Below are 14,783 nucleotides of genomic sequence, written 5' to 3'. Positions count from 1 at the left end.
TCAATCAAAAATGGTTTGTTTATGTTGGCTGCGGTCGCGGTACTGAGCGCTTGTGCGGATCCGTCAGCTTCTGCAGAAAAAGCGGAAAAAGCAAAATTACGCCAGTCGTACAGTAACTGTATTAACACCGCAGATGGTGCACCGGACAAACTCGCCACCTGCCAGGCGATACTTGAACAGCTAAAAACCATCAAAGAGCATCAAGCCTTTGCTGAGAAAGAAACCGTTCGCGTCGTGGATTACCAGCGTTGCCTGACTGCACGTAAGACCGGTGATGGCCAAGCCTATGCGCAAGATTGCGGAAAAATCTGGCAGGAAATCAGAGCGAACAATTCGCCTGCGCCAACAAATTAAGGATGATGCTGAGATGGGGAAATTAAAAATAAAAGCGCTGGCTGTCGCCACCCTGATGGGGGGCATGCTTGGCGGAGCCGGCAGTGCGATGGCTGACCAAAAGCTGGTGGATCAACTTAGCCAGTTAAAAGTGAACTATGCGCTGCAGGATAATCAGGCCGGAGAGCATGGGACCCATTGCAGCGTGCTGGGTGCCGACTGGGCATCTTGTAATACGGCCACCATCACGCTGACCAACGCCGGTCAGGAGATCAAAGCCAAAGACTGGGCGATCTATTTCCATAACGTGCGCCGCATTTTAAAAGTGGATAACGATCAGTTCACGATCACGCGCATCACCGGTGATCTGCACAAACTTGAACCGACCGATAAGTTTACCGGTTTTGCGGCCAATCAGACCGTCACCATTCCGATTGTCGGTGAATACTGGCAGCTGTTCGAAAGTGACCTGATCCCGCGCTGGTATGCGACTTCCGGCAATGCTCAGCCAAAAGTGCTGACCAATACCGATACCGAAGATTTACATCAGTTTATTACGCCGTTTAAAGGCGATCAGTGGAAACGTACCTCCACCGATAACAACGTGCTGATGACACCTGCCAGCCGTTTTGTGAAGAACGAAACGCTGGCAGTATTACCGGCTGCAACGCTGCGCGGGCAGATAGTGCCCACGCCGCTGGAAGTTAAGATCCATGCCGGTGATGTTGACCTCGCCAAAGGTGTCGCGTTGGATCTCACCGCGCTGGAAAAACCGGCGGCCGATGCGGTCATCAAACGCTTCAACCTGTTGGGTATTGCTGAAAATCCGTCGGGATACCCGATTCATACGCAAATTTCTAAGGCTAAGTTTGCCGGGAAACAGGCTGTTTCTGGTGCGTATATTCTGAATGTCGGCAAGAAAGGCGCTGAAATAACGGGTTATGATCAGGCAGGGGTATTTTATGGTCTGCAATCGATCCTGAGTTTGGTACCGTCTGACGGCAGCAAAAAAATTGCCCAGCTTGACGCCAAAGATGCACCGCGCTTTGATTACCGTGCGATTTTCCTCGACGTGGGGCGCAACTTCCACACCAAAGCGGCTGTATTACGCCTGCTGGATCAAATGTCGGCTTATAAGCTGAATACTTTCCACTTCCATCTCAGTGATGATGAAGGATGGCGTATCGAAATTCCGGGCCTGCCGGAGCTAACGGAAGTTGGCGGTAAGCGCTGTCACGACCTGACAGAAACGACATGCCTGTTACCGCAACTGGGTTCAGGGCCGGATAGCACCAATAACGGCAGCGGTTTCTTCTCGCGTCAGGATTATATCGACATCGTGAAGTACGCTAAGGCGCGCCAGATTGAGGTTATTCCTGAAATCGATATGCCAGCACACGCCCGTGCCGCTGTGATCTCGATGGAAGCGCGCTATAAAAAACTCATGGAAGAAGGTAAGGAGAAAGAGGCTAACGAGTTCCGCCTGCTGGACCCTACCGATACGTCTAACACCACCGGCGTACAGTTCTACGATCGTCACGGTTATCTGAACCCATGTCTGGATTCGTCAAAACGCTTTGTTGATAAAGTGATTGGCGAAATCGCTGGCATGCATAAAGCCGCTGGGCAGCCGTTAACCACCTGGCATTTTGGTGGCGATGAAGCCAAAAATATCTTCCTCGGCCCAGGCTATCAGGACAAAAATGGCAAAATCGAACCGGGTAAAGGCATTATTGATCTGAGCAAGCAGGACAAACCCTGGGCGCAATCCCAGGTTTGCCAGGCGATGGTAAAAGAGGGCAAAGTGCAGGACGTTGAGCACTTGCCAAGCTACTTCGCGGTTGAAGTCAGCAAGCTGGTGAATGCCCACGGTATTGAGAAAATGCAGGCCTGGCAGGATGGTCTGAAAGATGCCAAAGACGCTTCCTCGTTCGCGACTAAACGTACCGGTGTAAACTTCTGGGATACCCTCTACTGGGGCGGTTTTGACACAGCAAACGACTGGGCCAACAAAGGTTATGAAGTGGTTATTTCTAACCCGGACTACGTCTACTTCGATTTCCCGTATGAAGTGAATCCGCAGGAAAAAGGGTACTACTGGGGCACGCGTTTCAGTGACGAAGCTAAAGTGTTCAGCTTTGCGCCGGACAACCTGCCGCAGAACGCCGAAACCTCGGTTGACCGCGACGGCAACGCCTTCGAAGCGAAAAGCGATAAAGCGTGGCCAGGTGCTCACGGGATCTCCGCGCAGCTATGGAGCGAAGTGGTCCGCACCGATGATCGTATGGAGTACATGATCTATCCGCGTCTGCTGCCACTGGCTGAGCGCGCATGGCACCGTGCGGACTGGGAAATGGATTATAAAGCCGGGCGTGAATTCTCTGGTGGTAAAACGCATCACGTTAACACTGAGGCGCTGCATAAAGAGTGGCTGCTGTTCGCGAACCTGATGGGCCAGCGTGAATTGCCGAAGATGGATGCGGCCGGTGTCGCTTACCGTCTGCCGGTGCCGGGAGCCCGCGTTGCGGGAGGGAAACTGGAGGCCAACGTTTCGCTGCCGGGGCTGGCTATTGAGTATTCACTGGATGGCGGCAAGCAGTGGCAGCGTTACGATGACGCACAAAAACCACAGGTCAGCGGCGATGTTTGGGTTCGCTCCGCGTCCGCCGACGGCAAACGTTTCAGCCGTGCTGAACACGTTGACGGCAAAGTCTGACACTGAATCTCTGCCTTATCAGACCCCGGCTTGCCGGGGTTTTTTTATGTCTGCGGTAATGGTGACATGAAACCGCAGGCATAAAAAAACCGCTTTTCAGCGGTTAATGGATGTTCTGCATGACAGAACGCATGACGGCAAAATTCTGGCTTACAGCGCAGGTTTATCGTTATGCAGGTTTTCGTCTTCGCGGCAGTCACCCAGTTCGCAGTGGCCGTAAAGATAAAGACTGTGGTTGGTCAGTTTGATGCCATGTCTCTTGGCAATTTCGCGCTGACGTCCTTCGATGTACTCATCACGGAATTCGATCACACGGCCACAATCCAGGCAGATCAGGTGATCATGGTGATGTTGCTGGGTCAGTTCGAAAACAGATTTTCCCCCTTCGAAGTTGTGACGGGTCACGATCCCGGCATCATCAAACTGGTTCAGTACGCGGTAAACCGTCGCAAGACCAATTTCTTCACCCATATCAATCAGTTGCTTGTATAAATCTTCCGCACTGACGTGATGACCTTCCGGCGCTTGCAGCACTTCCAGGATCTTAAGTCGCGGAAGCGTGACTTTTAAGCCAGCTTTCTTCAGTGCGGTATTGTTGTCAGTCATGCGGATTCAGTCCTGTTACTATGGTAATCACGTTGAGGCATGAAGCCTGTGATGGCGGTTCATGATGAAACGGTAGTCTGTTAACAAAGATCGCATCTTTCATTGCCATAGCGAAAAGATCGCAACGGCTTGATCAATAGAAAAAACACCTAAACTTAGTGTACCTTGATACCGAAGAAAGTTACAATTTTGTAGCGGTTAAATTGTTAATTTCAGTAATAGTTTGGCCCTTTCAATGGAGAATCAATCACTCAGGAGCGGTATCCTGTCGTTCGATCATTTCGCCAGTTCGTCAGGGCCAATTCAGGCTTAGCCAATAATCTCTGCCAAACTCAACTCTGCTGAAATCTGCTTAACCCAGCCATCCACACGTTCGTTGGTCAGTTCAGGTTGACGATCTTCGTCAATGGCCAGACCGATGAAATGTTTGTCATCAGCCAGACCTTTAGAAGCTTCGAAGTGGTAACCGGCCGTTGGCCAGTGACCGACGATCACCGCGCCGCGTGGCTCGATGATGTCACGCACGGTGCCCATCGCGTCACAGAAATACTCGGCATAATCTTCCTGGTCACCACAGCCAAACAGAGCAACCAGCTTACCTTCGAAATCTATCTCTTCCAGCGTTGGGAAAAAGTCGTCCCAGTCACACTGTGCTTCACCGTAATACCAGGTAGGAATGCCGATCAGCAAAATATCGAATTTTTCCAGATCCTCTTTGCTGCTTTTGGCGATGTCATGTATCTCGGCAACGTCTTTACCCAGCTGCTTTTGGATCATTTTAGCGATGTTTTCGGTGTTACCTGTATCGGATCCAAAGAAGATTCCTACTACGGCCATAAGATTTCTAACCTCTTGTTCTCAATGAAGTGCTCTGCATAGCAGGCAGTAATGCTGCAGATAATAGCAAACTCGCCGCCTGGAGAATATGCCTGTGCATCCCAGTACGGATCGGACAATAAGTCTATCGGGCATTAATGCGAAGCGTTATCGCCTTCGTGTGTTTTATGCCCTTTGTAGGGATATAAGCCTTGTCCCTGCTGGAAATCTGGTTATTCGCAATTGTGAAATAATTTCACCTTGGTCCTAAATTTTACTCATGTAGCGCCGATAGAAGATGCGAGAGGAATCTCAACATAATAAAGAAATCGATGCCCGGAGAGGTGTTCAACCATGTCCCGGGCTGATGCCAGACGGTGATCTGTTTGATTCTCTGCATCCCCGTTAATCTCATAAAAAGAAACGTAAACGTTTCACGAGAGGCACATTGTGCAATTTTTGAAAAACATTACCATCAGGAAAGCGATGTTAGGGATCCTTGGCGTTTTTTGCGTCATGTGGGCTTGCGTTGCGATCTACACCATTTCTTCACTTAACTCACTGACCAAAAATGCTGAAATTAACGTCGCCTTAGTCAATGATCTGACACTGGTACATAAAGGCAGCGACCAGTATTTCCGTTCACAAACCCGTCTGACCCGTGCGATGGCTATGCTTCAGGATGATCCGACGAAAGGCCCTGAAATCTTCGACAGCGCAAAACTGGCGCTGATGAACATGACTCAGGCGCTGGCAGCGTTTAAAAACACGGCCCATCCGGGGCTGGATGATGCGGTGGTACAGGAGCTGGTCACTGACTGGTCTGCATTGGCAGAGCAGGGCGCGACGCCACTGTTTAATGCCGCCCGCAGTAAAAACGTTGAGGCATACAAGCAGATTTCCAATGTGTCGGTGGTTCCTCTGAGCGTCAAATTTGGTGCCTCAGTTGAGAAGGTCAATGGTCTGATCGCCAGTGCGCTACAGAAATCGGAACAGGAATCCAGCCGCCTGACCCGGATGAGCAAAATCATCCTGTTAGTCGCGTTTGGTCTGGGCATTGTGATCCTCTTCCTAACCGATCGCTATCTGGTCTGGGGACTGGTCAATCCGCTGAACAAGATCCGCGACCAGTTTGCGGTCATTGCCCGGGGTGACCTGACGCATGATCTGGAAGAGTTCGGCAAGAACTGCGCCGGAAAACTCATCCCGCTGCTCAACGCCATGCAAGGCAGCCTGATCAATACCGTGCAAACTATCCGTAACTGTACCAATAACATTTATCAGGGAGCGTCCGAAATTTCTGCAGGAAACAACGATCTCTCCTCGCGCACCGAGCAACAAGCTTCCGCTCTCGAAGAGACGGCGGCCAGCATGGAGCAACTCACCGCGACCGTGAAACATAATGCCGACAACGCCCATCACGCCAGCCAACTGGTGGTGGAAGCCTCTGCCACGGCCCGTAAAGGCGGCAACATCGTGGCCGATGTGGTCAGTACCATGAAAGAGATCTCAGGCAGCTCGAAGAAGATTGCTGAGATCACCTCCGTCATTAACAGCATTGCTTTCCAGACCAACATTCTGGCGCTCAATGCCGCAGTAGAAGCCGCGCGTGCGGGCGAACAGGGGCGCGGTTTTGCCGTGGTTGCCAGCGAAGTGCGTAATTTGGCTCAGCGCAGCGCGCAGGCCGCCAAAGAGATTGAACAGCTGATCAGCGAGTCAGTATCCAGAGTCGACAGCGGCTCAAAACTGGTGGAAAACGCCGGTTCAACCATGGATGACGTGGTGCGCTCGATAACACATGTTACTGATATTATGGCTGAAATCGCCTCGGCATCGGATGAGCAGAGTAAAGGGATCAGTCAGGTTGCTATTGCAGTGACACAGATGGATAGCGTCACTCAGCAGAATGCCGCGCTGGTGGAAGAGGCATCACAGGCAGCCGTTTCGCTGGAAGAGCAGGCATCACTGCTCAATAACGCCGTCGCGACATTTAAGCTTAAAGACAGCGTGACGAGGGTCAGCCAGAAGGCAGCCGCAGCAAATAAATCGCCTTTATTGCGCCCGCAAACCGCATTGGCAGATGGCAGAAACAGTGAGAATTGGGAAACGTTTTAAGAAGGAAGTGTGCTGAACATCAGGGAAGAAAAACGTGCGGGTACCGGAAACGGCTACCCGCTTTCGTGTTAGCTATTCTGACCGTTAAGATGTGCGAGCAGCATCTCTTCAATCAGTTCGCTGCGACTGATATTGCGTTCTTCCGCCAGCTTGTTGAGTGTATCAACGGCATCGGCGTTCATTTTCAGCTCTACGCGTCGCAAGCCACTCGCTTTATCACGGCGCAGCTGGTTACGCTTGTTGATTCTGAGCTGTTCATCGCGGGAAAGCGGATTTGTTTTCGGACGCCCCGGACGGCGATCATCTGCGAACAGATCTAGCGTCGTGCGATCCAGTTGTTCTTTTGCCATAGGTAGCGGTAAAACCAGGGAAGTTACATCGGAAAACGGCACGCCGTTTCAGACGATTGCCTTACATATTTCGGGCTAAACACCCTAACCCTTCTTGCCTCCCACAAAACGCTTCGGCGCAGTAAACGCCTTTCTGCGGGGGCAAAATTTCAGCGCGCAATCATACCCCAGCCGCACCGGGGTTCACAACGGTTAAAAGCCCGGAATTATGGCTAAGTGACTAAGTTATGCAGCCTTTTTGCACAATTTATCCCCAGCTTATCCCAGATCAGGCTTCATCGATGAAACGGTGTACAGCACGCAGCACGGCTTCGGGTTTTTCGGCATGAACCCAATGACCGGTTCCGGCGACGACATGTGCCCGCGCCTGCGGAAACTGGCTGGCAATGGCGTCGCGATATTTGTCCTGTACATAAGGCGACAGACCTCCGCGGATAAACAGCGCCGGATGTGGCCACGCAGGGATGTTCTCCCAGCCGGTGATCTTGTCATATTCCGCCATCAGCACCGGCACATTAAAGCGCCATTCGCCCTGCTGGAATGATTTGAGCAGGAACTGAATCACACCTTCTTCTTTTATATACTCGCGCATGCGCTCTGCTGCCGCGCTTCGCTCTGTCGCACCGGCATCGGTAACCGCATTAACGGCGGCAAAAATTTCATCATGTCGGCGCGTCTGGTAATCCACCGGGGCGACGTCAATCACCACCAGTTTGGCAACACGCTCCGGCGCCAGCGCCGTCATCGCCATCGCGGCTTTACCGCCCATGGAGTGGCCGATAACAATGGCTTTTTGGAAACCGGCGTCATCCATAGTTTCCAGTAAATCCCGCGCCATTGCGGCGTAGGACATCTCGTCTGACCTTTCAGACTGGCCGTGATTACGCATATCAACCTGCAACACGCTATGCTGTTGTTTCAGGTCGCGGGCCAGAACGCCGAGGTTGTCCAGCGTGCCGAACAAACCGTGGATCAGCAAAACCGGTAAGGTTTCGCTATCAGGTGTGGCAGATTCTTGCAGGCGATAATGTAATTTCATGGTGAACTTCATGCAGATAAACAATCTCATTAGGTTATCATGAGTGGCGGATAATTTTTAAAACGGAAAGTTTTCTGCCAGATGCCTGAGCGGGATTTCACTACGTGGAGCAGAACAGGCCGGGGCCAGCATGCAGCGAAAGGTAATAATTCTGCTTTTTGCTTCGCGGCACAATTCCCCTGTTCGTAAACGCGTAGAAATTTGTATAATCCTTTTGAACAAATTAAGTAGAAAAAACAGTACTGGAAAAAGATGAAAACTATTGAGGTTGACGAAGAACTCTACCGCTATATTGCCAGCCATACGCAGCATATCGGTGAAACAGCGTCGGATATTTTGCGCCGTATGCTGAAGTTTTCTGCCGGTCAGGAAGTGAAGTCCACACCTGCCGCTGCGGGCGCACCGGTTTCGGGTGCCGCTGCCCAGGAAAAAGCGCCAGCCGTCGCCGCTAATACTGCTCGCGATAAAGTCCGTGCAGTACGTGAATTACTGCTTTCTGATGAGTATGCAGAGCAGACTAAAGCGGTAAATCGTTTCATGCTGGTTCTGTCTACGCTGTATTGCCTGAGCCCTAAAGAATTCGCTGCCGCGACTGATTCTCTTCGTGGCCGCACGCGTACCTATTTCGCCGGTGACCAGCAGACATTGCTGCAAAACGGAATCCATACCAAACCTAAACACGTTCCCGGAACGCCGTATTGGGTTATCACGAATACCAACACAGGCCGCAAACGCAGCATGATCGAACACATCATGCAATTGATGCAGTTCCCCGCGGAACTGACTGACAAAGTGTGCGGTACCCTCTAATTTCAGCGTCAGGGAGAAGCGCCAGTGGCCAATAACCCTCGTGCAGGGCAACCTGCTCAGCAAAGCGATTTGATTAACGTGGCGCAGTTGACGTCACAATATTACGTTCTGCAACCGGACCCGACGAATACTGCTCATGCGGTGAAATTCGGTACGTCCGGCCACCGTGGCAGCGCAGAGCGCCACAGCTTTAACGAAAATCACATTCTGGCGATTGCTCAGGCGATTGCCGAAGTGCGTAAAGAGCAGGGCACCACCGGCCCGTGCTACGTGGGTAAAGATACCCACGCACTGTCCGAACCGGCGTTTATTTCTGTGCTGGAAGTGCTGACGGCGAATGGCGTTGACGTCATTGTGCAGGAAGATAACGGATTCACCCCCACTCCGGCGGTATCTCACGCGATCCTGACCCATAACCGCAAAGGCGGCGCGAAGGCCGATGGTATTGTTATCACGCCATCGCACAACCCGCCGGAAGACGGTGGCATTAAATACAATCCGACCAACGGCGGACCGGCTGATACCGATCTGACCTCGGTGATTGAAAAACGCGCCAATGCGCTGCTAGCGGCAAAACTTGCCGGTGTTCAGCGCCAGACGCTGGATGCCGCTTGGAAAAGCGGTCATCTGACAGCGATAGATTTGGTTCAGCCTTATATTGAAGGTTTGGGCGACATCGTTGACATGAAAGCGATTCAGAAAGCGGGTCTGAAGCTGGGCGTTGATCCGCTCGGCGGTTCCGGTATCGAATACTGGAAACGCATCGCTGCGTATTATGAGCTGGACTTAACGTTGGTGAATGACTCTGTCGATCAGACTTTCCGTTTCATGCATCTCGACCACGACGGCGTGATCCGCATGGACTGCTCGTCTGAATCGGCGATGGCCGGTCTGCTGGCGCTGCGCGATAAGTTTGATCTGGCGTTCGCCAATGACCCTGACTACGACCGTCACGGTATCGTCACGCCGAAAGGTCTGATGAACCCGAACCACTATCTGGCTGTGGCTATCCAGTACCTGTTCCAGCATCGTCCTAAATGGGGCAAAGACGTGGCCGTCGGTAAAACGCTGGTTTCCAGCGCGATGATCGACCGCGTTGTGGAAGACCTGGGCCGTAAGCTGGTGGAAGTGCCGGTGGGCTTCAAATGGTTTGTTGATGGTCTGTTCGACGGCAGCTTTGGTTTCGGTGGCGAAGAGAGCGCAGGGGCTTCGTTCCTGCGTTTTGACGGCACACCGTGGTCTACTGACAAAGACGGCATCATCATGTGCCTGCTGGCCGCAGAGATCACTGCCGTCACCGGTAAGAATCCGCAGGAACATTACGATGAGCTGGCCGCCCGTTTTGGTGCACCAAGCTACAACCGTATTCAGGCACCTGCTACCCACGCGCAAAAAGCCGCGCTGGCGAAGCTTTCTCCTGAACAGGTGAAAGCAGACACCTTGGCCGGTGACCCAATCACCGCACGCCTGACCAATGCGCCGGGTAACGGAGCATCCATTGGTGGTCTGAAAGTGATGACCAAAAATGGCTGGTTCGCCGCGCGTCCGTCCGGTACTGAAGAAGCTTACAAGATCTATTGTGAAAGCTTCCTCGGCGCAGAACACCGCGAAAAAATTGAGAAAGAAGCCGTGGATATCGTCAGCAAAGTACTCGCCGACGCTAAATAACGCCCGATACCTTCTGACAATAAAGCGCTGAATCTTCAGCGCTTTTTTTTTGCCTTTTTTCCAGCCATGAAAAAGATATATCTAAATGCAGATTTGAACTTGCCAGCGGCCAAAATTCGATTTAGTTTAGATATATCGAAATAACTTCGATATATCTAAATGACATCAATTTTAAGGATCGAACCTATGTTCAGTAAACTGTTTGAAGGCCGCCATCGCGGTCACGGATGTGATGAAGAGCGCGGTGATCGTCATTGCCGCCACGATATGCGCCGTGGTGGCCGTCACCACTTTGGCGACCACGGCGATCGCCATGAAAGGGGTGAACGCGGTGAAGGACGTCGCGGCGGACGTGGGGAAGGGCGTCACGGCGAACGCGTACAGCGTCTGTTTGAACACGGCGATCTGCGCCGCGTCCTGCTGGCGCTGGTAGCGAAAAAGCCGAGCCACGGTTATGAGTTGATCAAGGCGATTGAAGAAGCGTCATCTGGCTTGTATGTCCCAAGCCCCGGCGTAATCTACCCGACGCTGACGCTGCTGGAAGAGCAGGATTTCCTCGAAGCGGTGGCTACCGGTAATGGGCGTAAAAGCTATCAAATTACCGAAGCCGGTAAAGTAGAACTGGCGCAGCATCAGGCGGCTGTAGATGTGATTTTCGCCCGGCTGGCAGGCGCTACGCGTCCACGCGGTGGCAATCTGGCGGAAGAAATTTCAGACGCCATGCACCGTCTGAGAAGCGTACTGCGCGCGAACTTTATGCGCGGCGACCTCAGCGCTGAACACGTAGCCCGTGTGAATGCCACGCTGGTCAAAGCGGCCGACAGCATTGAAACCGAATTTGCCGCTATCGACGCCGAACTGGCAGCAAAAGCGGCGCAGGAAAAGCGTGAGGCTTAAGGCAGAAAACGGTAGCCGACCCCTGTCTCGGTCAGCAGATGCCGCGGGCGGGTGGCATCGGCTTCCAGTTTCTGGCGCAAATGTCCCATGTAAATACGCAAGTAATGACTGTGTTCGACGTAATTCGGTCCCCAGACGTGGCTCAGCAGTTGACGCTGGGTGATCACTTTACCGCTGTTGGCCAGCAGTTCCGCCAGCAGACGAAATTCAATCGGCGTCAGGTGTAAATCTTCGCCGTTACGTTGAACGCGGCGATTAATCAGATCAACCGTTACATCGGAGAAGCTCACCAGCGGGCTTTCCTGATTATTACCCGCATGACGGCGCAGGGCGACGCGCACGCGGGCCAGTAACTCCCCTACGCCAAACGGCTTGGTGAGGAAGTCATCGGCTCCGGCGTCCAGCGCGGCAATTTTGTCCTCTTCGCTGGTACGTGCCGACAGCACAATCACCGGAATGGCGCTCCAGTGGCGTAAGTCACGGATGTAAGTCAGGCCGTCACCGTCCGGCAAACCGAGATCGAGAATAATCAGATCCGGTTTGCGGGTGCCGGCTTCAATCAGCCCGCGTTGCAGCGTATCGCTCTCAAAAACCCGCAAGCCTTCCCCCTCCAGCGCTGTGCGGACAAAGCGTCGGATCTCTTTTTCATCTTCAACAATCAAAATATTAATGGGGGATGCAGTCACAGTTCCTCGTTAATGTCAGTGTCCATCTCAGGCAATTTTTCCAGCGGTAACCGGAAGCGAAAACGTGCACCGCCGTTCGGACCGTTTTCTGCCCAAATCCGTCCGTCGTGCACATCAATAATGGCACGACAAATCGCTAACCCCAAGCCCACGCCCGGTATTGCGGACTCTTTATTGCCTCGCGAGAATTTGTCGAAGATGGCGCGTTCACCGCCGGGGGCGATTCCCGGACCGTTATCCCACACTTCCATCTCCAGCCAGTCGTCGAGCGGCGTGGCGCGGATACCAATCGTTGCGCCAGATCCCGCATATTTATGGGCGTTTTCCAGCAGGTTGATAAACACCCGCTCGATCAGGCTGCCGTCGCAGTTCACCAGCAGCAACTCCTCTGGTAGCTCGATTTTTATCTCGTGGGAACTGAGCACAGTTTCCAGCATACGCAGGGCGCTGCCGACGATCTCTTCCACCGACTGCCACTCTTTGCGCAGGTTAAATCCGCCGGACTGAATGCGCGCCATATCCAGTAAATTATTCACCAGCCGCGTGGTACTCAGCACCTGCTGGCGGATCTGATTAGCCTGTGGTGCATGTTTAGAACCTTCCGACGCCAGATCCAGCGTGAGGATCTCCGCCTGACCAAACAGCACAGTCAGCGGAGTACGTAAATCATGGGAAAGCGCGGAGAGCAGCGAGTTACGCAGCTGTTCGCGCTGGGCGTCGAGTCGGGCGGTTTCGGCGCTGGCGGAGAGATGCAGACGGTCAAGGGCGTTGGCGATAAGCACCGTAAACGTCTGCAACAGACGCTGTTGCTCCGGCACCATTAGCTGGCGTACGTTGGCGGGTTCTACCGCCAGCAGGCCACGTGACTGGCCGGAAGCCACCAGTGGCAGCAACTGATAGGGCACACCGGCGAGCGTATCGGTGCCGGCACCGGCGGGCATCTGTTTGTCAAAACTCCAGCGGGCAATGGCATCATCTACCACGATGCTGGTACCTTCGTCAGACCCGGCTGGCTGCAAACTGCCGTTTTCCTGCGGCAATAAAACCGCCGTTTTGGCATGTAAACTGGAGGAGATAAAGTGGCGGCTGGTCTGCGCGATGGCGTCCGGCGTCATCGCCTGGCTCAGCCCTTTCGACATCTCATACAGATGCTGCGCTCGTTTTTCGCGGTGGCGGGCGATACGCGCCTGATAACGCACACCGGCGGTCAGATTGCCGATCAGAATGCCGACAATCAGCATCACCGCAAAGGTCACCAGATATTGTGCGTCCGTCACTGCCAGCGATCCTCGCGGCTGTACGAAGAACAGATCAAAACTGACGACGTTGATCACCGCCGCCAGCGCCGACGGCCAGCGGCCATAAAACAGCGCCACAATCACCACGCCGAGCAGGTAAACCATGACAAGGTTAGCCTGATCAAACGCCGGAACCAGCCACTGGGAAAATACGGTGATCATCGCACACAGCGCGACGGCCACCGCGCAGCCCTGCAATTGACGGCTAAATTTTTCCGCAAAAGTGCGGGCATCGTGCTCTTTACGCGTCGCGACCTGTGGGGCATCTTCCAGCCCGACAATCACCAGATCCAGATCCGGACCGATGCGCGCCAGCCGGTCAGCAAAACTGCCGCCCAGCCTCCAGCGCTGCTCTTTACGGCGGCCCATCATGATTTTGCCCAGCCGGTGTTCACGGGCATAGCGTAAAATCGCCTGCTCTTCCTGAGGGTCTGAAAGGGTCGCGGTTTCTGCCCCCAACTCCTGCGCCAGTTTCAGCGAGCGTAAAATGGCCCGGCGTTGTCCTTCCGGCAGACGGTGCAGACGGGGTGTTTCGACATAAACCGCATGCCAGACGCAGCCCAGACGGGCCGCCAGACGTGACGCCACGCGAATCAGCTTCTCATTGCCGCCGCCGTGACCAATACAAAGCAGCAGTGCGTCGCGGGTATGCCATACGCGGTGAACGCCGCGGTCATCGCGGTATTCGCGCATCTGATCGTCTACGCGGTCGGCGGTGCGGCGCAGCGCCAGTTCGCGCAGGGCGATCAGGTTGCCTTTACGGAAGAAGTGTTCGATGGCGCGCTCAGCCTGACCGGGAATATAAACCTTGCCCTCTTTGAGGCGCTGGCGCAGAGAGTCGGGCGGCAGATCCACCAGCACCACTTCGGTGGCGTCATCAAACAAACGGTCGGGGACGGTTTCACGAATAAGAATACCGGTGACGCCGCTGACCACATCATTCAGGCTTTCCAGGTGCTGGACGTTGACGGTGGTGAACACGTCAATGCCCGCGTCGAGTAGCTCTTCGATATCCTGCCAGCGTTTCGGATGGCGCGAACCGGTCGCGTTACTGTGCGCCAGTTCATCCATCAGGATCAGCGCCGGATGGCGGGCGAGGGCGGCATCAAGATCAAACTCCTGTACCAGACGCCCGCGGTGCTGAATACGTTTTGGCGCTAACTGGCTCAGGCCCGGCAGCATGGCTTCGGTCTCCGCGCGCCCGTGGGTTTCCACCACGCCGATCAGTACGTCCAGACCGGTCGCCCGCAGCCGCTGTGCTTCCTGCAACATGGCGTACGTTTTCCCGACGCCTGCGCAGGCACCGAAAAAGACCTTTAACTGCCCGCGTGGCTTCTCATTGGCAATAGCCAGAAGACTGTCCGGGTCGGGGCGTTGCGATTCTTCAACCATGTTAATCCCTGTTTAATTGAAAGCCGAACGGGCGCAGCATGTTGCGTCTTCCAGTTG

The 14,783-nt window shown here is 53.8% G+C and carries 12 protein-coding genes; 6 read left to right on the top strand and 6 right to left on the bottom strand.

The features are described from left to right. Positions 1-3: 3 nt before the first annotated feature. Positions 4-354, top strand: coding sequence for a ChiQ/YbfN family lipoprotein (gene chiQ / locus ACZRKO_RS10890; protein ID WP_463737532.1), 351 nt, complete (start codon positions 4-6; stop codon positions 352-354). Between the two features lie 13 nt (positions 355-367). Beyond that, on the top strand, positions 368-3,049 hold the full coding sequence (locus ACZRKO_RS10885; RefSeq protein ID WP_463737195.1) for a beta-N-acetylhexosaminidase: 2,682 nt from the start codon (positions 368-370) through the stop codon (positions 3,047-3,049). A gap of 150 nt (positions 3,050-3,199) precedes the next feature. Here ACZRKO_RS10885 and fur read toward each other — a convergent pair whose 3' ends face one another. Next, positions 3,200-3,655: a ferric iron uptake transcriptional regulator gene (gene fur, locus ACZRKO_RS10880; RefSeq protein ID WP_463737194.1), complete on the bottom strand. Its 456-nt coding sequence runs from the start codon at positions 3,653-3,655 to the stop codon at positions 3,200-3,202. A 309-nt stretch (positions 3,656-3,964) separates the two neighbouring features. Then, on the bottom strand, positions 3,965-4,492 hold the full coding sequence (gene fldA / locus ACZRKO_RS10875; RefSeq protein ID WP_463737193.1) for a flavodoxin FldA: 528 nt from the start codon (positions 4,490-4,492) through the stop codon (positions 3,965-3,967). 429 nt (positions 4,493-4,921) lie between these two features. Here fldA and ACZRKO_RS10870 point away from each other — a divergent pair, with 429 nt between their 5' ends. Further along, positions 4,922-6,586, top strand: coding sequence for a methyl-accepting chemotaxis protein (locus tag ACZRKO_RS10870; RefSeq protein WP_463737192.1), 1,665 nt, complete (start codon positions 4,922-4,924; stop codon positions 6,584-6,586). Positions 6,587-6,654: 68 nt separating this feature from the next. On the opposite strand, the gene ybfE is transcribed toward ACZRKO_RS10870, so the two are convergent. Together ybfE and ybfF are read right to left on the bottom strand one after the other, a co-directional pair. Further along, positions 6,655-6,936, bottom strand: coding sequence for a LexA regulated protein (ybfE, locus tag ACZRKO_RS10865; RefSeq protein ID WP_463737191.1), 282 nt, complete (start codon positions 6,934-6,936; stop codon positions 6,655-6,657). A 268-nt stretch (positions 6,937-7,204) separates the two neighbouring features. Then, on the bottom strand, positions 7,205-7,987 hold the full coding sequence (gene ybfF, locus ACZRKO_RS10860) for an esterase (protein WP_463737531.1): 783 nt from the start codon (positions 7,985-7,987) through the stop codon (positions 7,205-7,207). Positions 7,988-8,227: 240 nt separating this feature from the next. Between ybfF and seqA the strand changes: the two genes are divergently transcribed. The 3 genes from seqA to ACZRKO_RS10845 all read left to right on the top strand — a co-directional run bounded on the left by seqA (position 8,228) and on the right by ACZRKO_RS10845 (position 11,350). Next, on the top strand, positions 8,228-8,785 hold the full coding sequence (gene seqA / locus ACZRKO_RS10855; protein ID WP_463737190.1) for a replication initiation negative regulator SeqA: 558 nt from the start codon (positions 8,228-8,230) through the stop codon (positions 8,783-8,785). 24 nt (positions 8,786-8,809) lie between these two features. Beyond that, the gene (pgm, locus tag ACZRKO_RS10850; protein WP_463737189.1) at positions 8,810-10,453 is read left to right on the top strand and encodes a phosphoglucomutase (alpha-D-glucose-1,6-bisphosphate-dependent); all 1,644 of its coding nucleotides are present in this window, start codon (positions 8,810-8,812) and stop codon (positions 10,451-10,453) included. A gap of 186 nt (positions 10,454-10,639) precedes the next feature. Continuing rightward, positions 10,640-11,350 (top strand): PadR family transcriptional regulator, encoded by a 711-nt coding sequence (locus ACZRKO_RS10845; RefSeq protein WP_463737188.1) that lies wholly within the window; start codon positions 10,640-10,642, stop codon positions 11,348-11,350. On the opposite strand, the gene kdpE is transcribed toward ACZRKO_RS10845, so the two are convergent. After that, positions 11,347-12,036, bottom strand: coding sequence for a two-component system response regulator KdpE (gene kdpE / locus ACZRKO_RS10840; RefSeq protein WP_463737187.1), 690 nt, complete (start codon positions 12,034-12,036; stop codon positions 11,347-11,349). The two genes, ACZRKO_RS10845 and kdpE, sit on opposite strands and share 4 nt — an antisense overlap. Further along, complete coding sequence (gene kdpD, locus ACZRKO_RS10835; RefSeq protein ID WP_463737186.1) at positions 12,033-14,726, bottom strand: two-component system sensor histidine kinase KdpD; 2,694 nt, start codon at positions 14,724-14,726, stop codon at positions 12,033-12,035. The genes kdpE and kdpD overlap by 4 nt, the downstream gene beginning before the upstream one ends. Positions 14,727-14,783 lie beyond the last annotated feature (57 nt).

It is taken from the genome of Ewingella sp. C233, assembly GCF_055407225.1.
This window is presented reverse-complemented; position numbering and strand designations above follow the sequence as displayed.